The 21355-nt window shown below is 73.8% G+C and carries 19 protein-coding genes; 6 read left to right on the top strand and 13 right to left on the bottom strand.

Annotated features, from left to right (window positions below):
* The first annotated feature begins 97 nt into the window (after positions 1-97).
* A complete protein-coding gene (locus tag ABT015_RS03150) occupies positions 98-1249 on the top strand; it encodes a PLP-dependent cysteine synthase family protein (protein WP_350876184.1) in 1152 nt (383 codons plus the stop codon).
* Between the two features lie 183 nt (positions 1250-1432).
* Here the strand turns inward: ABT015_RS03150 and ABT015_RS03145 are convergent, their stop codons facing one another.
* From ABT015_RS03145 to ABT015_RS03095, 11 genes are all read right to left on the bottom strand, one after another.
* Positions 1433-2626: a hypothetical protein gene (locus ABT015_RS03145; protein ID WP_350876182.1), complete on the bottom strand. Its 1194-nt coding sequence runs from the start codon at positions 2624-2626 to the stop codon at positions 1433-1435.
* A gap of 198 nt (positions 2627-2824) precedes the next feature.
* Positions 2825-3217: a hypothetical protein gene (locus ABT015_RS03140; protein WP_350876180.1), complete on the bottom strand. Its 393-nt coding sequence runs from the start codon at positions 3215-3217 to the stop codon at positions 2825-2827.
* A 220-nt stretch (positions 3218-3437) separates the two neighbouring features.
* Positions 3438-4256 (bottom strand): maleylpyruvate isomerase family mycothiol-dependent enzyme, encoded by an 819-nt coding sequence (locus tag ABT015_RS03135; RefSeq protein ID WP_350876178.1) that lies wholly within the window; start codon positions 4254-4256, stop codon positions 3438-3440.
* A gap of 128 nt (positions 4257-4384) precedes the next feature.
* Positions 4385-4738 (bottom strand): antibiotic biosynthesis monooxygenase family protein, encoded by a 354-nt coding sequence (locus tag ABT015_RS03130; RefSeq protein WP_350876176.1) that lies wholly within the window; start codon positions 4736-4738, stop codon positions 4385-4387.
* Positions 4735-6063, bottom strand: coding sequence for a beta-ketoacyl-[acyl-carrier-protein] synthase family protein (locus tag ABT015_RS03125; RefSeq protein WP_350876174.1), 1329 nt, complete (start codon positions 6061-6063; stop codon positions 4735-4737). Before ABT015_RS03125 ends, ABT015_RS03130 begins: the two co-directional genes overlap by 4 nt.
* Complete coding sequence (locus ABT015_RS03120) at positions 6060-6371, bottom strand: acyl carrier protein (RefSeq protein WP_350876172.1); 312 nt, start codon at positions 6369-6371, stop codon at positions 6060-6062. The genes ABT015_RS03125 and ABT015_RS03120 overlap by 4 nt, the downstream gene beginning before the upstream one ends.
* Positions 6368-7492, bottom strand: coding sequence for a beta-ketoacyl-ACP synthase 3 (locus ABT015_RS03115; protein WP_350876170.1), 1125 nt, complete (start codon positions 7490-7492; stop codon positions 6368-6370). The genes ABT015_RS03120 and ABT015_RS03115 overlap by 4 nt, the downstream gene beginning before the upstream one ends.
* Positions 7489-8328 carry an SDR family NAD(P)-dependent oxidoreductase gene (locus ABT015_RS03110; protein WP_350876168.1) on the bottom strand — a complete coding sequence of 280 codons (840 nt, stop codon included), beginning with the start codon at positions 8326-8328 and terminating at the stop codon, positions 7489-7491. The genes ABT015_RS03115 and ABT015_RS03110 overlap by 4 nt, the downstream gene beginning before the upstream one ends.
* 29 nt (positions 8329-8357) lie before the next feature.
* A complete protein-coding gene (locus ABT015_RS03105) occupies positions 8358-9440 on the bottom strand; it encodes a 3-oxoacyl-ACP synthase III family protein (protein ID WP_350876166.1) in 1083 nt (360 codons plus the stop codon).
* A 17-nt stretch (positions 9441-9457) separates the two neighbouring features.
* Entirely contained in the window at positions 9458-11410 is a 1953-nt protein-coding gene (locus ABT015_RS03100; protein ID WP_350876164.1) for an acyl-CoA dehydrogenase family protein, read from the bottom strand.
* Positions 11407-12483 carry an ACP S-malonyltransferase gene (locus ABT015_RS03095; RefSeq protein WP_350876162.1) on the bottom strand — a complete coding sequence of 359 codons (1077 nt, stop codon included), beginning with the start codon at positions 12481-12483 and terminating at the stop codon, positions 11407-11409. The genes ABT015_RS03100 and ABT015_RS03095 overlap by 4 nt, the downstream gene beginning before the upstream one ends.
* A 374-nt stretch (positions 12484-12857) precedes the next feature.
* On the opposite strand from ABT015_RS03095, the gene ABT015_RS03090 reads away from it, so the two are divergent.
* On the top strand, positions 12858-14213 hold the full coding sequence (locus ABT015_RS03090; RefSeq protein WP_350876160.1) for an NsdA family TPR-like regulatory protein: 1356 nt from the start codon (positions 12858-12860) through the stop codon (positions 14211-14213).
* A 39-nt stretch (positions 14214-14252) separates the two neighbouring features.
* Here ABT015_RS03090 and ABT015_RS03085 read toward each other — a convergent pair whose 3' ends face one another.
* Complete coding sequence (locus ABT015_RS03085; RefSeq protein ID WP_350876158.1) at positions 14253-15311, bottom strand: hypothetical protein; 1059 nt, start codon at positions 15309-15311, stop codon at positions 14253-14255.
* Positions 15312-15940: 629 nt separating this feature from the next.
* Here ABT015_RS03085 and ABT015_RS03080 point away from each other — a divergent pair.
* Together ABT015_RS03080 and ABT015_RS03075 are read left to right on the top strand one after the other, a co-directional pair.
* Positions 15941-17257, top strand: a complete 1317-nt coding sequence (locus ABT015_RS03080; protein WP_350876156.1) for an MFS transporter — start codon at positions 15941-15943, stop codon at positions 17255-17257.
* A gap of 51 nt (positions 17258-17308) precedes the next feature.
* Positions 17309-18067: a hypothetical protein gene (locus ABT015_RS03075; RefSeq protein WP_350876154.1), complete on the top strand. Its 759-nt coding sequence runs from the start codon at positions 17309-17311 to the stop codon at positions 18065-18067.
* A 205-nt stretch (positions 18068-18272) separates the two neighbouring features.
* Here ABT015_RS03075 and ABT015_RS03070 read toward each other — a convergent pair whose 3' ends face one another.
* Positions 18273-19190: a hypothetical protein gene (locus tag ABT015_RS03070; protein ID WP_350876152.1), complete on the bottom strand. Its 918-nt coding sequence runs from the start codon at positions 19188-19190 to the stop codon at positions 18273-18275.
* 222 nt (positions 19191-19412) lie between these two features.
* Here ABT015_RS03070 and ABT015_RS03065 point away from each other — a divergent pair, with 222 nt between their 5' ends.
* Entirely contained in the window at positions 19413-19973 is a 561-nt protein-coding gene (locus ABT015_RS03065) for a hypothetical protein (RefSeq protein WP_350876150.1), read from the top strand.
* A 356-nt stretch (positions 19974-20329) separates the two neighbouring features.
* Positions 20330-21244, top strand: coding sequence for a hypothetical protein (locus ABT015_RS03060; RefSeq protein ID WP_350876148.1), 915 nt, complete (start codon positions 20330-20332; stop codon positions 21242-21244).
* Positions 21245-21355: the final 111 nt, after the last annotated feature.

Here is a 21355-nt window from a genome sequence, read left to right as displayed (position 1 = left end):
CCGCCACTCCTCCCATGCTGGGGCGGATGCCGCCCCGGCATGGGCGGGTGGAGCTCGACGAGCTGGACGGAGAGTGCTGATGAGTGTGATGGAACGCGTGGACGAGAGGGTCCTGGCGGTGGAGGGGGACGACGAGTCGGACGTCTACCCGGACGACCGGGAGTGGGTGAACACCTGCATCCACACCATCCGCGGCGAACTCGCGCCCAAGGAGACGGCGGTGGACGAGATCCCGCTACCCCCGCAGCTCAACGGGTTGAAGCTGTACATCAAGCGGGAGGCCGACCAGCCGTCCGGCAGCCACAAGCACCGGCTCGCGGCGGCGCTGCTCACCCACGCCCTGGCCAGCGGTTGGCTGGCGAAGGGCCGCCCGGTGGTGGAGGCGTCCAGCGGTTCGACGGCCATCTCCGAGGCGTGGTACTGCCAAAGGCTCGGCATCGACTTCTACGCGGTCGTACCGAAGAGCACGGCCCCGGAGAAGCTGAAGACGATCGAGCAGTACGGCGGCACCGTGGTCCCGGTGTCGGGTGACATCGTCGAGTACGCCCGCCGGGTGGCGAAGCGCTATGACGGCCACTTCATGGACCAGTTCACGTACGCGGAGCGGTCCTACGACTGGCGTGGTGACCACAGTCTCGCGGCGGAACTGCTGAAGGGCCTGCCGGACCTGGACTGGTTCACCATGGGCGCGGGCACCGGCGGCACGACGACCTCGGTGGCCAGGTACGCCCGGTACACCGCCAGGAAACTCCGGGTGTGCGTGCCCGACCCGGAGCACTCCGCGTACTTCGACGGCTGGTACTGGCAGGACCCCACGGTGACCGACCAGGGCTCGCACATCGAGGGCATCGGTCGCCCCAGGGTCGAGGCCTCGTTCGTGCCGACCACGGTCAACCGCATGATCCGCGTCGCCGACGCGGCGTCGATCGCCACCATGCGCTACCTCTCCGACCGGACGGAGTGGGGCATCCACGCCGGGCCCTCGACCGGAACCGGCGTGTTCAGCGCGATCCGGATCCTGCTCGGCATGAACGACGGCCACCAACTCGGAAGCGTCGCCACCGTGATGTGCGACCCGGGCGACCGCTACACGAACGAGTACTACAACGACGCCTGGCTGGCGGAGCAGGGGATCGTCTACAAGCCCTGGTACACCACCATCAAGGACTTCTTCGAGAACGGCGTCTGGGCCCCGCCCGCCTCCGTTCCCCCCGCGCCCCGCCCCACGACGGCCATGTGGAACATGTAGCACCTACGCGCCGGCACGCGGGCCCGGAACGGCGATGGAGCCGTTCCGGGCCCGTTCACGGATTCCCGCCGGGATCGGGGCCGGATCGGCCGCCGACCGCGCGGTGAACGCACGGATCCGGGCTTCCGCCCGCAACGGATGGACGTGGTGTCGCACTTGTCACCCTCCCGACCGCCCGCGGTCTCACTCCGGCTGCGGGCGGTGGTTGTGGAACAGGACGATCCCCTCCATCAGACCCTTCTCCACCACCGCCGGGGTGTCGCGCAGCCACTGGAGTGCTTCCGCGCTGATCGGGGTGCTGGCGACCAGCTTGTAGGAGGCCAGGTAGCCCGCCACGCGTTCCAGGAGCACGCTGTCGTGGATCCGGATCCCCGGCCCGAAGGCGTCGAGGGGATTCCGGCCGCTGGCGCGGTAGCTGTCCATCGTGTGGAACTCCCCGGCGAGTCGACTGCGCTCGGGTGTGAGCCGGTCCGGGGGAATCGTCTTCAGGATCGCGGAGAGCTTCCCCTCGCTCTTGCTGTAGCCGTCGCCCATGGCGAGTTTGAGCGCCGCGGCCGCCTCTTCGCCGAACGCGCGCAACTCGGTGGAGATCTTCCGCTGCGCCATCGTCTGCGGTTTCTCCTGGGACTTGAAACGGCCGGTGACCGAGTCGAGCGCGTGCTGCATCTCGTGGGTCACGGTCGCGGCGAATTCCCGCAGTTCGAGCGGTGAGGCGCCGTCCTTGGGCGGGGTGATCCTCAGCGCGCCGCCCTCTCCCTCGTTGCTGAGCGCGAACAACGCGCGCGCACCCCTGATGTCCGTCTGCTCGTCGATCTCGATGGTGATGGCGGATTCCTCCAGGGCCTTGAACAACTCCCGGTAGGGGACGCTGAATCCGTCACCGTCCTGCTCGCCGGACGCCTGGTGGAGCAGTTCCGCGAAGCGGTCCGGCGAGAGGTGCTGCCGTGACCAGTCGGCCTTGGCGTAGGTGATGGCGCGCTGCACGACCGGCTCACCGGGGCGGGCGGCTGTTGCGTCCCCCGTCCCCCGCTGGGCGGGGACAGCTCCGCTCGACACCCGGGTCGCGTTGGCTTCGGCCTCCCGCTCGAAGCGGTCGGACGGGGAGAAGACCTCGTCGTGGACGGTGGACCGCTGTACCGGTGCGCCCGCCCCGACGGCGGCCTGCGGGTGACCGCACCCCGCACCGTGCTGCTGCCTGGACCGCTCGATCACGCGCGAGACCGCGGCGTTGCCGATGCCGCGCTGCAAGGCGAGGACCGTCTGCGCAGACCCGCCCCCGAGGCTCAGCCCCAGCCGGTCGGCCGCCGGAGCGGCCTTGCGCGGCAGGTAGCGGCGCCGCTGCGGCTCCGACGGCTTGCCGGGGTCTTTCGCGTGCATGGGAACCCCTCCAGAGGCGCGACAGGTGTTCCCTCTGACATATCCGGCCGGACTGTCGCCGCGCAGCACAACGGACGATCGGGCACCATTCTGTGCTCCAAAGGGCACGAGAGGGCCGGGGCGCGCACCCGTGCTGCCCGGTGCGTCCCCGGCCCCGCCGGCGTGATCACAGAGGAGAACACGCCGGTGTCGAACGGATCAGCTGCCGCCGTTGTTACCGCCCCCGTTGTTGCCACCCCCGTTGTTACCGCCACCGCCCCCGTTGTTACCGCCACCGCCGTTGTTACCGCCCCCGCCCCCGTTGTTGCCACCTCCGTTGTTGCCGCCGCCGCCGCTGTCACCACCGCCACCGGTGGTGGGAGGCGGGGAGAGCAGGTTGAGCAGGTCGCCCAGAAGGTTGGGCTTGTAGATGTACGTGTTGCCGCAGTTGTTCGAGAAGCCCGCGTCCTGGCCGACCACGCATGCGATGCCGACGTCTCCGCCACGCCTGTCCGTGCCGCCATGGTCGCCCGAGCCGGCGACGGCCCAGCTCGCGTCCGCGAGAACGAAGGCACTGGCAGCAACTGCGACGACAGCGATTTTCTTGATCATCTCTCCACCTCTCGATTGGTGACCTCGCTTCATGCTGCGGAACCCCCGCATGCCACCACCGCGCGGCAGGACGACAAAATCGCAAAACCCTATAAATTTCACCCATTTCACCCACGACCGGCGGGTTTTCGCCGCAGGGCGATCCGCTCGGCGGGCACGACGGCCAGGTCACGATGCGTCGGTGTGACACGGGCGTCCACCGCAAGGCCGGCGGCCGTGTTCAGGGGGCCGCGAACAGCCGGGGGAAGCCCGGGGCCAGCCACGGTCGGCGGCCCCAGGCGAGCACCTTGCCCCGGGCGAGGGCGCCGGTGGCGGTGTAGCGGCCCAGCGCGATGAGGAAGAACGCCACCGGCCCGGTGAGGATCGTGCAGTCCGGGCGGCGCGGCGGCTCCTGGCTCACCACGGCGACACCGTCCGTGAAGGTCACCGCGAAGCCGCCCAGGCCGCGCACCCGCAGCCGGTAGCAGGCGCTGTGGCCCGCCGCGGCGCGCGCGTCCAGCACCCGGGGCATCGCCGTCCGCAGGAAGGGCATCGTCAGCCCGACGCGGTGCCGGTCGATCGGGTGCGGCCGCCCGAGCGCGACGGCGATGTCGTAGAGGTGGCCCAGCATGTGGGTCAGCAGGTAGGCGCCGAGGGTGTCCAGGTCCATCGGGCCGAGCGGGGTCAGCACCGGCTCGGTGCCGGCACGGGCTCCGGCCGCTGCCGTGAACTCCCTTGCCTGCCGGGCGATCTCCCCGCCGAGCACGGTCAGGTCCCGCTCCGGCCGCCTGGCCAGCGAGGCCGCGTTCGCGGCGGCCAGCGCGCCCGGAGTGCCGTCCCCGTACGGCCGTTCCTCGCCGGCGGCCAGTGCGGCCATCAGCTCGTTGGCCATCGCCAGGTGGGCGGCGGCCTCACCGACCGTCCACTCGGCGCCGGGTATCGGGGTGTCGCCGCGGCCGCCGGCGAGCAGGGCGACGGCCGCGTCGCCGACGGCGGTGACGGCTTCGAAGAGCGCGGTGCGCGCGGCACCGGGGACGTGCTCGGGGAGCGGGAGGGTCATGCTGGTGAAGACTGGCCGACCCCCGCACCGCTGTCCAGGCCCGCGACACGGTCAGGTCCGGCCCCTGACCATCGCGGCCCGCCTGGACGACGAGAGCCGGTCAGCCCGCTGTCGGGCTCCGCAGACCCCTACACGCGGCTGAAGCCGTGGCTGCGCTCCACTTTCGCCACGTGCAGCGTGTAGTTCTGGTACCACTCGGCCTGCCCGCGCTTCTGCGCCGCGCGGTGCTCGACGTTGGTCCGCCACTCCGTGAGGGCGTCGGCGTCGCGGAAGTATCCGACGGTGATGCCCAGGCCGCCGGGAGTCTGGGCGTGGTCCATCCCCAGGTACCCGGGGACGTCCTTCACCAGGTCTTCCATGCGGGCGTTGGTCTCGCTGTAACCGCCCTGCTCCTGGGTTCGCACTGTCGTGAAGACGGCCAGGTAGTAGGGGGGTTCATAGGCCTCGACGGGCGCGACAGGTGCTTCGGGGTGATCGCTCATGGCGCCACCGTAAGGCGGGATGCGCCGAACGATCCAGCTCTTTCCTGGACGGCGACGCGCATGGCGTCCTCGTCCCGGTGCCGGCTCCCGGGGGTGGCGGCGGGGGCGAAGGCGAGGGCGGTGTTGTGGCCGCCGAATCCGGCCGAGGTGCTCAGCACGAGGTGGAGGCGCTGGCGGCGGGGGCCGCCGTGGACCAGGTCGATCGCGCCGGTGTCCCGGTCGGGGACGGCGAACCCCGCGGTGGCGGGGACGAGTTGGTGCTGCACGGTGAGCACCGCCAGGGCGGCTTCGATGGCACCGGCGGCGCCCATCGTGTGGCCGAGCGCGCCCTTGGCGGAGGTGACGGACGGGGGGCGCCGGGCGAAGAGCCGGTCGATCAGGCGGGCCTCCGCGGAGTCGTTGAGCGGGGTGCTCGTGCCGTGGGCGTTGACGTGGTCGACGTCGTCGGGGCAGGCGCCGGCCTCGGCGAGGGCCAGCCGGGCGGCCGCTTCGAGTCCGCGGGCTTCCGGGTGCGGTGCGACGGGGTGGTAGGCGTCGGCGGCGGTTCCGCTGCCGACCAGCAGGGCTCTGGGCGTGGCCTGCCGCGACGTCGCGTCCGACCGGCGTTCCAGGACGAGGAAGCCCGCTCCCTCGCCGATGACGAAGCCGTCGCGGTCCGCGTCGAACGGGCGGGAGGCGCGGGCGGGGTCGGTGGTGCGGGAGAGGGCCTTCATCCGGGCGAATCCGGCGACGCAGACCGGAGTGATCATGGCGTCGGTGCCGCCGGCCAGGGCGATGTCGCAGGCTCCGGTGTGGAGCAGCAGGGCTGCGGTGTGGATGGCGGCGGCCCCGGAGGCGCAGGCGGTGGCGGTGTGCAGCACCGGGCCCGTCGTGCCGAGCTCGATGGCGAGTTGAGCTGCTGCCATGTTCGGCAGGAAGGCGGGGAGCGCCAGTGCGGACACGGCGGAGGGGCCCAGGGTGCGGAGTCGTTCCGCCGCGTGTTCGTAGCTGCCGACTCCTCCGGCGGCGGAGCCGAGGACCAGGGCGACCCTGGCGCCGTCCCAGCGCGCGGGTTCGAGGCCCGCGTCGGCGACGGCCTCCCGCGCGGCGGCGATGGCGAAGCGGGTGGCGCGGTCCAGCCGCCAGGGCTGGCGGCCGCCGACCAGCGCCGCGGAGTCGCCGGGGACCCGGCAGGAGAGGACGACGGGGAGCCCGGCGAGCGCCGGGTCGGGTGCGGCCGTGCTGCGGGCGTCGAGGACGCCTCGCCAGGTCGGCTCCGCCCCGTGACCGGCCGGGGTGACCAGGCCGATCCCGGTGACGGCGAGCGGTGGGCGGGACGCGGTCATGCGGCTGGGCCGGGCGGCTGCTCGGGGCCGACGGACGGATCGAGCTGGACGGAGGCGACGGGCCTGACGGGCTGCGCGAGCAGGGCGTGGATGCGGTCGACGAGTTGGCCCACCGTCACGTCGGCGGCGGAGTCGAGGTCGTCGTCCAGGGCGACGCCCCAGTGTTCCTGGAGGGTGACGACGAGTTCGATCCGGGCGAGGGAGTCGAGGTCGAGCTCGTCGAGGGCGGCGTTGTCGCCGATCGTGCCGGAGGGGGTGTCGAACTTCTCGGTGAGCAGGGTGACCAGGTGCTCGCGGACGGGGTTCACGGTGGGCTGACCTCCTCGTGGTCGTGGTCGTGGTCGCGGTCGTGGTCGTGGCGCGGGGGCCGGGGTTCCGGGGCGGCCGTCCGTACGGGTGCGTCCGGCCACAGCAGGGTGGCGGAGGCCCAGGTGAGACCGCCGCCGAACGCGGTGAGCAGGGTCGGGGCGCCCGGGCGGCAGGCCCCTCGGGCGGCGGCGTCGGCGAGGGCGAGCGGTACGGAGGCGCCCGCCGTGTTGCCGACGTCGCGGATGTTGCCGAAGCGGTGCCGTGGCGCGATGCCGAGGCGGTCGGCGACGGCGTCCAGGATCCGCTGGTTGGCCTGGTGCCCGATGAAGGCCTGGACCTCGCGGGCCTGCCAGCCGGTCGCGGCCAGGACGGCCCCGGCGGAGGCGGCCATCCGGCGTACGGCGTGGGCGTAGACCTGGCGCCCGCGCATCCGGAAGTAGCGGTCGCCGCGCCCGGCGGCTTCGGTGGCGGGGAGTCGCGAGCCGCCTGCGGCCACGGTGATCAGGTCGTACTCGCCGCCGTCGCTGCCCCAGTCGGTCTCCAGCAGGGCCCCGGGTTCGGTGGTGTCCCCGGGGCGGAGCACCACCGCGGCGGCGGCGTCGCCGAAGAGCGGTGCGGTGTCGCGGTCGAAGGGGTCGACGATGGCCGAGTACTTCTCGGCCGCGACCACCAAGGGGGTGCGGCAGGCGCCGCTGCGGAGCAGGCCGGAGGCCGTGGCCAGGCCGTAGAGGAAGCCCGAGCAGACGGCCGCGAGGTCGAACGCGGGGACCGGTCCGAGGCCGAGGCGGTGGGCGACCTCCGGTGCGGTGGCCGGGCAGGGGCGGTCCGGCGTGGTGGTGGCCAGCAGGAGCAGGTCCGGGCGCAGGCCCGGGGAGCCGGTGGAGTCGATCGCGGCGCGCGCGGCGGCCGTGGCCAGGTCCCCGGTGCTGATGTCGGGTCCGGCCAGACGCCGGCGGTGGATGCCGGTCCGGCCGGTGATCCACTCGTCGGTGGTGTCCAGGCCGCCCCGGACGATGATCTGGCTGTTGGTCACCTCCTGGGGCGGGAGGCTGGAGCCGAGGCCGGCGATCACCGCCGTGGCACGGTGGCCGGGGGCGGCGACGAGGGGTGGGGAGGTCATGCCGCGGCGAACGGGGAGGGCGGCTTGGGGGTGCCCGCAAGGCCGCCGTCGGGGACCGAGAGGCCGCCGTCCAGGGCGATCGCCTGCCCGGTGAGGAAGGCGGAGGCGGGCGAGGCCAGGAACAGCGCCGCCGCGGCGACCTCCTCCAGTTCGGCCCAGCGCCCCATGGGCACGTGGGCCAGCAGCCAGTCGGTGAGCGCGGCGTTGGTGTGGACGGCGGCCGTCATGTCGGTGCGGACCCAGCCCGGGCACAGCGCGTTGACCCGGATCCCGCTGCGGGCCCAGCCGACCGCGAGACTCCGGGCGAGGGAGACCTGGGCGGCCTTGGTCGCGGCGTAGACCTCCATCATGGGCGTGCCGACCAGACCCGCGACCGAGGACATCAGCACCAGGCTGGCGCCGTCCGACCGCGCCAGGTACGGGTGGGCGTGTCGGCAGATCGCGGCGGTGGCGTTGAGGTTGACCGCGACCACCTCGTCCCAGACGTGCTGCGGGAGGTGCTGCAGCGGTGCGAGGAGTGTGCTGCCGTCGAGGTTGGTGGGCAGGATGCCGGCGTTGTGGACGACGATGTCGAGGCCGCCCAGGGCCTGGGCGGCCTGGTCGACGATGGCGGCCTGCCCGGTGTCGGCGAGGTCGCCGGGCACCAGGACGGGGGTGCCCCCGTAGCGGGCCACCTGGTCGGCGGTGTGCTTCAGCGCGGGCCCGGTGCGGGCGGAGAGGGCGAGCCGGGCCCCGGCCTGGGCGAGCGCGACGGCGACGGCCTGGCCGATGCCGCGCGAGGAGCCGGTCACCAAGGCGCGGCGGCCGTCGAGGCGGAAGCGGTTGAGGATGGTCATGGGGGTGTTCCTCCGGTTCCGGCGGGGCGTCAGTCGGTGGCGTTCCGGGCGGGGGTGTCCTGGACGGGGGTGTCCCGGGCCGGGGTTTTCGGGTCGCCGCTGTCCCGGACGGGCGCGCGCAGGGAGCGGGCGCCCGTCCAGGTGAGCAGGGCGCTGCCCCAGGTCAGACCGGCGCCGAAGACGCAGACGAGTACGCGGGCCCGGTCGGCGAGCAGGCCGCGGGCGGCGGCGTCGGCCAGCGCGAAGGGGGCGGAGGCCGCGCCGATGTTGCCCGTCAGGTCTCCGGTGATGTGCAGGCGTTCGGCCGGGATGCCGATCCGGTCCGCGACGGCGCGCAGGAGCAGCGGGTTGGGCTGGTGGGTGATGAAGGCGTCGATGTCCTTGAGGTCGAGGCCGTGGTCGGTGAGGGCCTGGTCGACGAGGTGGGGGAAGATCTCGGCGATGAAGTCGCGCACGACCCGGCCGTCCATGTGGATGTGGTGCAGCCCGGCGTTCAGGCTCTCGGGGCCGGCGGGTATCCGGCTGCCGCCGCCGGGGATCAGCACGTGGTGCGCGCCGCGGCCGTCCGAGCCGAGGCGGAAGCCGTGGAAGCCCGCGTCGTCGTGGACGGGGCCCAGGACGGCTGCGGCGGCGCCGTCGGCGAAGAGGACGGCGGTGCCGCGGTGGGCGGGGTCGACGAACTTCGAGTAGGCCTCGACGCCGACGACCGCCGCGTACCGGGTGCCGGGGGTCGTGGCCAGCCAGGCGTGCGCGACCTTGGCCGCGAACAGCCAGCCGGAGCAGGCCGCGCTGACGTCGAGTGCGACGGCGTTGCCGGCGCCGGTGAGGGCCTGGACGCGGCAGGCGGTGGCCGGCCCGAGTTCGTCGGGCGTGGAGGTCGCCGCGACGACGAGGTCGAGCCGCTCCGGCGGGATGCCGGCGGCCTCGCAGGCGGCCAGTACGGCGGCCGCTGCCAGGTCCGAGGCGGCCTCGTCGGGTGCGGCCCGATGCCGTTCGACCACGCCGGTGCGCTCGGTGATCCAGGTGGCCGAGACACCGGCGGGCGGGCCGACCTCGTGGTTGCCCCGGACCTCGGCGGGCAGGTACGTGCCCATGCCCAGGACGCCGGTCATGGGGGGCTTCCTTCGGTTCACGACGTGCTCCCGGTGCGATCGGAGGAGCTGGCGGAGGAGCTGGCGGGGGCGCCGTGGGCGGCCAGGAGCGCGGCGGCGTAGTCGGGCTCGTCGAGGGCGGTGCGGGCGAGGCCCGCCCCGGGGTCGAGGGCGGCCACGATGTCCGGCAGGGCCTGACGCAACCGGTCGCACAGGGCGTCCATGGCGGCGGGCAGGGCGCGTACGGCCGAGGGGGTGAGCACGCCGGTCGCCAGCAGGGGACCGGCCAGGCGCCGGGCCTGGCGCAGGCCGTCGAGCGCGGCGAGTTCGGCCGCCCGCGGAACGGGCCACCCCCGCCCGTGCGCGGCGTTCCCCTCCACCGCGGCCTCGGCCGCGAGCCGGCGGGCCTGGACGTCCCCCAGCTCCAGGGCGTCCTCCAGCAGCGGGTTCCACACCTCCAGGTCTCGCCGGAGCGAGCCGTGGAGCGCCTCGGTACGGGCCGACGCCGCGGCGGCGAGGTCGTCGGCGAGCCGGTCCTGCAGCGCGGTGACGACCGCGGGCCACCACGCCGCGCCGGTCGGGTCGGCCGAAGACAGGCCCGGGTCGGCCGAAAACGGGCCCTGGTCGGCCGGGAACCGGCCCGGACCGGCCCTCCGCCGATCGGGGCGTGCCCGCTCCTCGGCGAGGGCGCGGCCCGCGTCGAGCAGGATGAGGGTGTTGTCGCCGCCCGCGTTGTCGAAGGCGCGGGCGAAGCCGAGGTAGCCCGGCAGCCGGTTGTGGTCGAAGAGGCCCGACACCCCGCAGCAGTGCTGGAGGGAGTCGACGAGCTCCGCCACGGCCCGGGTGCTGTGCGCCTTGTGGAGGGCGAGCGAGCGGTCGACCGCGGCCCAGGGGGAGAAGGTCATCGCCGTGCCCGGCCCGCCGGAGGGGCTTGCGGCGCGCAGGTCCGCCCACGCGGACAGGGCCGCCCGGGCCGTGCAGCGCAGGGAGAAGGCGGCGGCCAGCGCTCCGACGACGGCGTGCTGCTGGGTGCGGTACTCCAGGACCGGGCTTCCGGGCGCCAGCCGGCCGTGCGAGCGGCGGCCCGCGCTGAACCGCCAGGCCATCGCCGCGCTGCGGCCCGCCAGGCCCGCCATCGCGGACGGCAGGGTGGCCCACAGCCCCTGGCCGCAGCTCAGGGTCCGCTGGAGACGGGCGTCGACGCTCGGCTGCGGGTCGTGCAGCACGCCCGTGGCGTCGATCCCGGCCCCGTCCGCCAGCCAGCGGTCGTACGGGATCCGGGCGCCGTGGAACCGGACGAGGCCGTAGGGCAGCGGGAGCGCGCCCACCGGGAGCGGGCCGGAGACGGACACGCCCGGTGCCGGGCGGCCGTCGGCCCCCGTGATGTCGACGAGGAAGGAGAACACTCCCCCGTCCCGGGCGCCCGTCAGCAGCCGTGCGCAGACCACCGCCTGCTGGGGCAGGCCGAACGCCGCGACGGAGGAGAACTTCGCGGCCCGGTGGTCCGGGGTGTGCAGCGTGAACGCGCGGTGGGCCGGGTCGAACCGGGCCTCGGTGCGGATCCCGAGGTGGCTGCCGGCGTCGCCGATCTCGGTGACCAGGAAGGAGCCCTTGGTGCGTGCGTGCGCGAGTGCGCCGTCCGGGTCCGCGGCCTTGCCGCCCAGGAGGACCAGCGAGCCGACGCACAGGGTGTAGTGGGAGAGGAAGGTCTGATAGAGCGATGGATCCGCCAGTGCCGTCGCCTCGCTGAGCGCGGCCAGCAGTTCCGCGTCGGCGACCACCTCGGCCGCCGGCGGCAGCGAGGCCGCCAGGCGGGCCAGCCGCCGGTGCGCGCTGACGTCCGTGCGCAGGGCCGCCGCCCCGTGTTCGGCCCGGTGGTCCGCCAGGAGCCGTCCGAACTCCGAGGCCCGCCAGGGAGGGAGCAGCGCCGAGAGGCGGGTCAGGACGTCGATCGCGCCGGCCTCCTCGCCGGGCCTCCGTTCGGTGTTCAAGAGTCCCCCCGTGCGGCCGTCGTGGTCGGGTGGTGGTGGTGCGACGTGCCCTCCCCCGGCGCGGCGGGAGGCGGGCAGGAGCACGGGGGCGGCAGCGGCGCCCGGGGGCCGGTCGGCCACCGGCCGTCGGCGACCGGCGCGAGCGCGTCCTGCCGCGGGTCGATCCTGCGCACGCTGTTCGTCAGCGTGCTGCCGGTGCCCGCCTCGACGACCAGCGAGGCGTCCGCCATCGACGCGCCGAACACCGCGGGCAGGTCGAAGGGCCTGACCAGGCACGCGGACAGGGCGCTCGGCAGATCGCTGTCCGCGCGGTAGAACCGGCCGGCCACCGCCGAGTACACCGGTCGGCGCGGCGGGGACAGGCGCAGCCGCCGGGCGAAGTGCGCGAACGCACCGGCCTCGTGGACGAGAGCCGGGTGGTGGCTCATGAACGGGAGCCGCAGCCGCTGCGCCCCCACGCCGTGCGCCGTCGCCGACCGTTCGACGACGGCGAGCCCGTCGAGCGGGCCGGAGACCACCGTCTCCCCGCCGTGGTTGACGCAGGCCACCACCACGCCCGTGCCCGGCCCGGCGGCCGCGAGCAGCCGGCGGGTGGTGGCCGGGCCCGCGCCCAGCAGCGTCATGCCGCCGCCGTGGCCGGTCAGCAACTGCCCGAGCCGGCAGGCCAGACGGGCCCCGTCGGCGACCGAGCAGCATCCGGCCGCGGTCAGCGCGGGGATCTCGCCGAAGCTGACCGCCAGGAGACGGTGCGCCCGGCAGCCGTCGGCTTCGAGTGCGCGGTGCACCGCCAACGACACACCGAACAGCGCGAGTTGCACGGTCCCGGCCGGCTCGGCGGCCAGCGCGCCGGTGCTGGGCGGGGAGTCGCCTGTCAGGTGGGATCCACCACCCGAACGGGAGCCGCCGGTCAGGTGGGATCCACCACCCGAACCGGAGCCGCCGGTCAGGTGGGATCCACCTGCCAGCCGGGGGCCGATCGGCGCCACCCCGAACTCGGCGGCGACCACGTCGGCCTCCTCGAAGACCTCGGCGACCGCGCGTGCCAGCGACCCGACGCGGGCAAGCGTCCGCAACAGTGGGGTCAGACTGAAATCCCCCTGCCCTGGGAACATGTGAACGAACTTTCCGGTGGCCGTGGGACTCTGCGGACGCTGCGGGCCGGACATCACGGATTCCGCCTCCACCCTGGGGCACGTTCGAAGAAACGCCCCGACGTCACCGATGGTGGAGTCGGCGGCCACCCCCGCGGGCCTTTTTCGAGGGCTGTCCCGTCAAGCTTTTCCGGGTGTCAACTTTCAAGGAATCAAATCGAGTTGAGAATCCCGTCCGGGTATCCCGGCGGCGCTGCGAGCGGATAGCATGGCGGGATGTGCGCAGCGCGACCGCGTACCGCGGAGGCCGGACCGGGCCGCCGTGAGCGCGGCGTCGACGACCCGCCGGGAGAGACATGGCCGTCCGCCGTGTGCCGAACGCCCGCCTTCGCGAACTCCTCGAAGAAGCCCGATGGACCGGAGAGCAACTGGCCCGGGCCGTCAATCAGATCGGCGCCGAATCCGGATGGGCCCGGGCCTACGGGCGCGCCTCGGTGCACCAGTGGCTCACCGGAGCCGTTCCCCGCAAGCCCGCCCCCCACCTCGTCTGCGCGGCGCTGGGCCGTCGGCTCCGACGGCCCGTCACCCTGGCCGACGCCGGATTCGGAGACCCGCCGCCGGACACCCCGGTGCCGGGCACCCCGGCGCCGGATTCCCCGGCGGTGCTCGCGCGGCTCGCGGCGGCGGCCGTCGCACCCGATCGCCACGGGAGCCTCCTCTCCTACCAGCCGCCGCCCGCCCCGTCCGGAAACCCGATCGACCTGCCCGAAGGCCTGGCCGAACGCCCGACCGACCCGTCGGCACCCGCGAGCGGGCAGGCGCCCCCGGCCCAGCCGGACGCGCTCGCCCTGCTGCTGCCCGTCTTCTCCGCGATCGACCGCGTCCACGGCGGAGGCCATGCCCGCACCGCACTCGCCGCGTTCCTCGCGACCACGGCGGCGCCCATGCTCGCCGCACCCGCCCCGCCCGTCCGGCACTTCGGCATCCTCGGAGCCACTGCCCGGCTGTGCTACCTGTGCGCCTTCATGCACGTCGACGACGACCTCAACGGCCTCGCCGGCCAGTACTACCGCCTCGCCCTCGACCTGGCCCGGCACGCCGGCGACACGGCCGCCCAGGCGATGACCCTGCGCGCCATGGCCACCCAGGCCTACGAACTCGGCCACCGGCGCCAGAGCCTGCGCCTGGCGCAAGCCGCCGCCGACTGCCGCATCAGCTCCTCGGCGCCGCGGCTGCGCGCCTCCGTCCTGGGGCAACTCGCCCTGTCCGAGGCCGCCGTCGGCGATCGGACGGCCGCGCTGCGCCACATCGGCGACGCCCGCGACCTCCTCACGAACGCCACGGGCCCGCCACCACCGATCGGCGACTACCACCGCGCCTCGTGGGACCACCAGCGGGCCCTCGTCGGAGTCGAACTCGGCGATCCCGCCGGGGCGATCAAGCTCCTGGAGGTGTCCGCCGCCCGCAGGCCCCGGGGCGAGTCCCGCTCCCGTGCCGTCATCCTCAGCAGGCTGGCCGAGCGCCAGCTGGCGGCCGGACACATCGAATCCGCCTGCGCCACCTGGCACGAGTTCCTCGACGTCTACCCGCTGCTGGCCTCCCGCCGGGCCCACCTGGCCAGGGCGCGGATGCCCGGGCTCCTGCTCCCCCACCGCCGACGGCCGGCCGCGGACCACCTCATCCAACGGGCCACCGCCCTGGGGCGTGCCTGACGATGCGCACACGCGGTAGCGGGCCGAGCCGGCTCCCCGTCAGGACCGGCGCGGAGTCCGCGCGAGGACGTCGGTCGCGACCTCCGTGACCGTACGGTGGTAGGCCACACTCACCGGCCCCAGGCCGCCGATCGCCCCGACCACGGCGTCCGTCGCGTCCACAGCGCCCTCGGCAGCCCGCAGCGGGGCGATCACACCGACGGTCGCCGCCGCCGCGATCTCCTCCGGCCGCAGGGCGTTCAGACCGTTGAACGCCACGAACGCGCCGGAGCGGATCGACGCCGCCAGGGTGCTGCCGGCGGAGACCAGCACCAGGTCGCTGGACTCCGCCACCGCACGGACGGCGCGCCGCCGGTCGGAGGAGCGGTAGCACCATTGATCGGGGTGCTGGCCTCGAAGGAGCGGGAACCGCGCGCGCAGCACCCCGAGGATCTCCGCGACCTCCTCGACCGGTGAGCACGGGTGCTGGACGAAGGACAGCCGCTCGGGATCGACGGCCCGCAGGGCCTGCGCCCCGGCCGCGTCGGGCACCCGGACCCGCCCCGCCTGCTGCGCGGCGGGACCAGCCGGGGCGAGACCGCCGCCGCCGAGCACGAGGACCGTGTCCCCGCGAGCCTCGTACTGCCGGACGGCGGCCCAACTCGCGGCCGCCCGCGGACACTCGGCCTGCCCCGCGCCCCCTGCGGGTGCGGCAAGCCGGTTCAGGGGCTGGGGCGGGACGGCCGGAGTCGGCCCGCACGCGGGCGCCGACGCGCAGACGATCAGCCGCCTGGTCCGCACCGTGGCCGACCAGACGCGGACGGCCTCCGCCGCCACCGCCTCCTGGCGGGCCGGAGCGATCACGGCGATCCCCACCACGGCCCCGTCCAGGTCGATGTAGGTCGTGGCGAACAGCCGCCCGCCCCGGCCCGCCGGCAGGATCCCGCCGGCATCGATCCGGGAGGCGAAACCGCGCTCGTGGAGCCACCCGGCCACGAGCGGGGCCGCCGGGCAGGTCACCGGTCCGCGCGTCGGATGGACGTAGCCGGACAGGACGGTGACCGGACCGTCAGGGCCCGATGCCACGTCGGACTGCTCCGTCAACCGGGACCGGTTCATGCCGGCTCCTCCCCAGGGTGGATGGCCACGTCGTTCGGCTCCGGCGAAGATCCCGGATGCCGTTGGTGATCTTCCGAGTGTGCCCGGTGAAGCCGCGTCGGCGAGGGGGACAGCGCCGTGGACAACGGTGTCGCCGGCGGGTGTCCGGCAGGCGCAGCCGGCGGCGGGGCGGCGGGGGCAGCGGGGGCCGGAGCGGGCGGCGGGCCGGATGTGAAAGTCGGATTCTCCATGAATCCGACCGAAGGTTCGCCGTATACGAATGGAAGTCGCATTGTCCTGGTGGCCGGACGGCCGGAATCCACTCCACCCCACCATGGTTCAGCGGCAACAGCATTAACCTGAACGCCGCATTCGGACAAGCGGCCGAGTCGACCAAGTGGGCCGCTAATTCCCTTGCGGTGGAGACGAGTTGAACGAAGATCCGACCGGTCGCGCCGGGCGCCCGGGCGCATCTCCGGAGTTCGGGGCACGGGTACGGTGCGCACGCGAATAGTCCAGCCTGCGACGGCCTGCGTGGCGCGATGCCACCGGCGCTGGAATATTGCTAGAAGTGACGGCAGTCACACGCAATGGAGTTCGATGTGCGCTTCGCGACACGCGATGTCCGCCGCTCGGTCATCGTCAGCCTCATGGGTACCACGCTCGTCTGGTACGACTTCTTCCTCTACGTCAACGCTTCGGTGCTGGTCTTCAAGCACCAGTTCTTCCCCTACCTCTCGCCCTTCGCGGCGACCCTCACCGGCATCGGCCTCTACGGGGCCGCGCTGGTGGCACGGCCGGTCGGCGGGGCGCTCTTCGGGCACCTCGGCGACCGCCACGGCAGGCGCCCCGCCCTGGTCGGCGCGCTGCTGCTGACCGGGGCCTCCACCGGCCTGGTCGGGCTGCTGCCCGGCTACGGCCAGATCGGCTTCGCCTCCCCCCTCCTGCTGGTCACGCTGCGCCTGCTCCAGGGGCTCGGCCTGGGCGGCGCGTGGGGGGCCGCCACCGTCGTCGCGCACGAGTGCGCCGAGCCGGGGCGCCGGGGGCTGGTGTCGAGCTGGGCCCAGATCGGCGCGCCGGCGGGCAACCTGCTGGCGTTCGGCGCCATGACGGCGGTCTCCGGTGCGCTGACACCCGCACAGTTCATGACCTGGGGCTGGCGACTGCCCTTCCTGCTCTCCGCCGTGCTGGTGGTGGTGGGACTGTGGGCCCGGGCGCGGATCGAGGAGACCCCCGCCTTCCGGACGCTCGCCCTCACCGACGCCCGCAGCAGGCGGCCGGTCGTCGAACTGATCGCCCGGCACCGCAGACAGCTGCTGACCACCACGGCGATCACCGCCGGAGCCGACGTCGTGCTCTTCGGCTTCTCGTTCAACTACGTCCTCACCCTGCTGCGCGTCGCCGGTCTGTCGCTCAACGCCCTGATCGCGCTCTCGCTTCTCGCCCCGCTCGCGCTGATCGCCCTGATCCCGTTCTTCGGCGCGCTGTCCGACCGCTACGGGAGACGGCGGGTCTGCCTGGCCGGGACCATCACCATGGCGCTCTGGGCCGCCGCGTTCGCGCCCCTGCTGCGCTTCGGCTCTCCCCCGGTCCTGGTGCTCGCCTACCTGCTGTCGCTGGTGGGCTTCGCCGCGATGTACGCCCCCCAGGCGGCCCTGGTCTCCGAGCTCTTCCCGAGCCGCGTGCGCCTGAGCGGAACCGCCGTCGGCTACCAGTTGGGCGGGCTCCTCGGCGGCACCCTCGCCACCTACCTGACCGCCGAGGCCACCGACTGGTTCAAGTCCCCGGCCGTGACCCCGCTCTACGTCCTCGCCGTCCTGGTGGTCAGCGGGACGGCGCTCCTCACCCTCGCGCGCCACGGCGAGGACGACGGCTCCCCCGCGGCGGCCGGGCCCTCACCGTCGGGCTCCGGGTTCCCCACCCCGTCGAGCCGTCCCACAGCACCGGCCCCCGGACTCCCCGGGTGAGCCGGCCCCCAGCACCATCGGGTTCCCCCACCCCAAGAAAGGCACGACCCCATGAAACACCCCATCGGTATCGCGGCCGCCGCCCTCGCGGCCGGCACCCTGGTCGCCGGACTGCTCGTGTTCGACACCTCCGCCGCCGGAGTGCCCCAGGTCATCACCTGCGAGGACAGCTTCACGATGACCTTCAGCTCCGGCCTCACGCTCGTCCCCCAGGACAACATCACGGCCACCCTCGGCAACCCCAAATTGCTCAACTGCACCGGTGACGCCCCCATCACCCAGGCCGACTACGTGGGGACCGGCCTCGGCAACGGCGTGACCTGCGCGGCCGGCGACTACCAGAACGCGCCCGGCACCCTGCAGCGCGTCACCTGGGAGACCGCGAACGGCCAGCCCACCACCGAGGACCCGGGCACCACCGACTTCACCTGGGACATGCAGCCGATCCAGGACCTGCTCAAGTCGAGCAACCCCCTCAGCGGCGGCATCACCGCGGGCCGATACAAGGGCGCCACCTGGACGGTGGTCCTCGACCCGGTCAAGTCCAACATCGACCTCACCGCCTGTAACACCCCGACCGGTCTGAAGTCGATGACGCTGGACGGGACGGTCACCATCACGCTGCCCACCGGCACGCAGTCCCCCACGCCGACACCGACCTCCACATCCAGCCCGACCGCCACATCCAGCCCCACGTCCACCGCCACCCCCACATCCACCGCCACGCCCACGGTCACCCCCACGCCCACGGTCACCCCCACCGCCAGGCCCATGCCCGTCGTCCCCTTCGTCCCCGCACAGGACGCCTGATCGCGGACGAGCGCCCCACCACCGCGCTCCCGCAAGCCCCGCCCCTCGCTGCGGAGCGGGCGGTGCCCGGCGGGCTCGGGCCGGGCGGCACGGACCTCCTGGATCCGGCCTGACGCAATGCCGGGCCGCGACGCCGACCAAGCCGGCGTCGGGGCCCGGCCCGCCGGTCCAGGGCCTGTCCGGCACGATCCGCCGGACAGACCCCCTAATAGGTGAGGGTGATGCAGCCGCTGCCGCCCGCGGTGCCCTCGGTGCCGTCCTCGCCGGGGGTCTGGGGGTTGTCGAAGTTGCCGACGTAGTCCTGGCCGTCGCCGCCGTCGCCGCCGTCCCCTCCGTCGCCGGTGCCCACGGGGCAGGCGGCCGACGCAGGAGCCCCCGCCACACCGCCTTCGCCCCCCTCGCCTCCCGTGCTGCCGGGGACGGTGTCGCCGACGGTGGCCGGTGTCACGTCGGCGCCTTCCTCCCCGACGGCTCCGAGCTCACCGTCGGATCCGCCTGCGCCGCTGGGCCGGCCGCCCGCGCAGGCGGAGGCGGAGGCGGTCCCTCCGCCGTGGCCGCCCTCGCCCCGGGCGCCTCCGAGCACGCTGCCCGCGCCGCCGCCACCGGGGCGTGACCCGCCGTCCACGGCCGCCAGGACGACTCCGCCGCCGGTGAGGGTGGACCGGCCGCCGGCGCCCCCGTCACCGCCCCCGTCGCCCGGGTCGGCCTCCTCACCGCTGGCACCTCCCGCTCCACCGGCTCCGCCGGTGCCGACGGCCAGGGTCAGCACCTCGCCGGGGGTGACGGCCAGGGTGCAGGTGACCCGGGCGCCTCCCCCGCCGCCGCCTCCCGCTCCTCCGCCGCCACCGCTCTTGAAGAGGCCGGTGCCACCTCCTCCGCCCCCGCCGCCTCCACCGGCCCCCGCTGCGACGAGGGTGACGGTGATGCCGGTGACACCGTCCGGGACGGTGAACGTGGCGTCGGTGATGAAGGTCCGGGTGGTCGCGTCCCGGGCGAGAGCGGTCACGCCGACGGGCAGGACCAGCGCCCCCGCAAGGCATCCGGACCTGAGGGCGGCGCGCACCCTTCGGGGGCGGGCGGGCCTCGCACGGGCTCCGGCCGTCACCCCATGGTCGTAGCTCATGCTCAAACAGTGCTGTGGCCGCGGTTGTCCCGCGACACCGGAGAGTGGATCGGGTGACCCGGCCCGGCCGCGGCGGGGCGCCGACGGCAACCACCTGGCCGCCCGTCCCGCTGTCCGGGTGAGACACGGAGTGCGCCGGCAGCGCACGAATGCCGATTGGTCGAACACGGACGATTCTTGGCGGCAAGGCACGACGCCGATGGACAGAGAGAAGGACGACTGATGAGACGTTTGATGGTGGCGGCCCTCGCGGGCGGGTTGCTGTCGGTGGCGATCCCCGGCGTGGCCGGGACCGCGCAGGCGACGGAGGTCCTGGACAACCTGACCTGTACAGGGCCGGTGACGCTGACGTTCCAGAACCCGCTGACCAACGCGGTGGTATCGAACTCGTACACGGTCAGCGGCAGCCTCAACGACTGTTACAGCGCCGCCGGGACCAACTCGAACGTCGATCACGGCACGATCTCCTCGGTCGGCACCGGGACGTTCTCCTGCCAGGGCTACCACCCCTTCTCCGGAGTGGCGATCTTCACCTGGTACGACGTCGGCAACAAGGTGCTCGGCCAGACCACCGTCTCCTTCAAGGGCGGGGAGAAGGGCAACTCGGGCAGCAGCGAGGCGACCAACGACGAAACCGGCGTCACGGACGTGACCAGTACCCTCCTGCCCCTCAACAGCTACCAGGGCAGCTTCGACATCAGCAACATCACCGGCTCCTGTGACACCGGGGTGACGGCCCTGACCGGGAACCACGAGGTGGACTTCAGCCTCGCCTCGCTCTGAGCGGCACGGCACGACCTCTCGCGTCGGCACCGGGTACCGTCCGGTACCCGGTGCCGTCGTTGCGCGCAGCCGAAGGCTGAATCCGCCGTGAAGTTCCCACCCCGCCAAGCGCGTTGACCGATCCGCGACACAACCCTGTGTCAGGGTACGAACCATCGGGCTGGAAGCCCACCTCACCGCTACGTGCCGTTGGAGGCGCAGACATGGTCGATGGAATCCGCGAAGAGGAAGAGTCCGGCAGGCCGGGGGCAACGCCGGTGGCACGCCGAAGCCTCCTCAGGGCCGCAGGACTGGGTGCGGCCGTGGTGGGCCTGGGCGGAGCCGTGCCGGCGGCAGCCGCAGCCGAGGACCGGTCCGTGGCCCCCGCGGGTGCCACTCGTCAGCCGGACGCGCTGAACAGCGTGAACCTGTACTGCTCGGCGGACGCGGGCACCTACATGGGCGGCGGGACGGCCACCGTGCAGGTCACGATCGGCAACTTCAGCGGCACCGCGGCCACCGGACCGGTGTCGCTGAAGGTCATCACCCCGTTCTACGCCAACGTCGCGGCGCTGCCGTCCGTCAGCGGCGGCACCTCCCGCTGGCTGTACCAGAACAGCGCGCCCAACGTGCCCTCCGTCATCCAGGTCTCGTTCAACGGCTTCCCGGCGAACACGGCCCTGACCGTGCCCGTCACCTTCACCCTGCTGCCCGGCGCCCCCAACATCCCCCCGATCGGCCGGGCCATCTTCACCACCGACGCGAACAACACCACCGACATGGACAGCGATCTGACCCGCAACGTGTGGGAGTTCGGCTTCGTCCGCTCCAGCCTGGGCGCCCCGCCCCCCGGCAACGCCAACCTCTACTTCACCTCCCCGCAGCTCCCCCTGATCGCCGGAGGTGCGTCGGCCGAGATCCCGTTCCACTTCTTCAACGGCGCCGGCACCCTGTTCGACGGCACCCAGAGCCCCGCGGACTTCACCTTCTCCACCCCCTTCTACACCCAGATCCCCACCGACGGCCGCCCGCCCGGCCTCACCACGCTCTACCAGAACAACGACCCCGCCATCCCCTCCGTCTACCAGCTCTCCGTCCCCCCGGGGCTCGGCGCCCTCGGGCCGCAGACCCCCGCCACCATCGGCATCCCCTACCTGATGCAGAGCGGCGGCCCGAGGGAGTACACCGTCTCCTCCGCCATGATCACCCCCACCGGCGGCGACACCCAGGGCGACCTCTCCATCGCCCACCACCACTTCGGCATGGTCTCCGTCGTCGACACCGCCGTGTAGCCCGGTCGGAGCACCGGTACTGCTCCTGGTGTCCCGCGCCGGATCCCCGGCGCGGGACACCGGTGCGCCGGGGCCGCTCCGCACACCGCCGGGCGCCCGGCCCACCCGGAA

The organism is Kitasatospora sp. NPDC094016, assembly GCF_040304045.1.
GTDB lineage: Bacteria > Actinomycetota > Actinomycetes > Streptomycetales > Streptomycetaceae > Kitasatospora.
Note: the sequence above shows the minus strand (reverse complement) of the source record. Positions and strands in the feature narration are given on the sequence as shown.

Bases quoted from the DNA above. Each gene is read 5' to 3' on its own strand.
- ABT015_RS03080 (WP_350876156.1), top strand. From the start codon at position 15,941: ATGGGTACCACGCTCGTCTGGTACGACTTCTTCCTCTACGTCAACGCT.
- ABT015_RS03125 (WP_350876174.1), bottom strand. From the start codon at position 6,063: ATGACCGCGTCCCGCCCACCGCTCGCCGTCACCGGGATCGGCCTGGTC.
- ABT015_RS03070 (WP_350876152.1), bottom strand. From the start codon at position 19,190: ATGAGCTACGACCATGGGGTGACGGCCGGAGCCCGTGCGAGGCCCGCC.
- ABT015_RS03135 (WP_350876178.1), bottom strand. From the start codon at position 4,256: ATGACCCTCCCGCTCCCCGAGCACGTCCCCGGTGCCGCGCGCACCGCG.
- ABT015_RS03145 (WP_350876182.1), bottom strand. From the start codon at position 2,626: ATGCACGCGAAAGACCCCGGCAAGCCGTCGGAGCCGCAGCGGCGCCGC.
- ABT015_RS03065 (WP_350876150.1), top strand. From the start codon at position 19,413: ATGAGACGTTTGATGGTGGCGGCCCTCGCGGGCGGGTTGCTGTCGGTG.
- ABT015_RS03090 (WP_350876160.1), top strand. From the start codon at position 12,858: ATGGCCGTCCGCCGTGTGCCGAACGCCCGCCTTCGCGAACTCCTCGAA.
- ABT015_RS03110 (WP_350876168.1), bottom strand. From the start codon at position 8,328: ATGACCATCCTCAACCGCTTCCGCCTCGACGGCCGCCGCGCCTTGGTG.
- ABT015_RS03105 (WP_350876166.1), bottom strand. From the start codon at position 9,440: ATGACCGGCGTCCTGGGCATGGGCACGTACCTGCCCGCCGAGGTCCGG.
- ABT015_RS03075 (WP_350876154.1), top strand. From the start codon at position 17,309: ATGAAACACCCCATCGGTATCGCGGCCGCCGCCCTCGCGGCCGGCACC.
- ABT015_RS03130 (WP_350876176.1), bottom strand. From the start codon at position 4,738: ATGAGCGATCACCCCGAAGCACCTGTCGCGCCCGTCGAGGCCTATGAA.
- ABT015_RS03140 (WP_350876180.1), bottom strand. From the start codon at position 3,217: ATGATCAAGAAAATCGCTGTCGTCGCAGTTGCTGCCAGTGCCTTCGTT.
- ABT015_RS03085 (WP_350876158.1), bottom strand. From the start codon at position 15,311: ATGAACCGGTCCCGGTTGACGGAGCAGTCCGACGTGGCATCGGGCCCT.
- ABT015_RS03115 (WP_350876170.1), bottom strand. From the start codon at position 7,492: ATGACCTCCCCACCCCTCGTCGCCGCCCCCGGCCACCGTGCCACGGCG.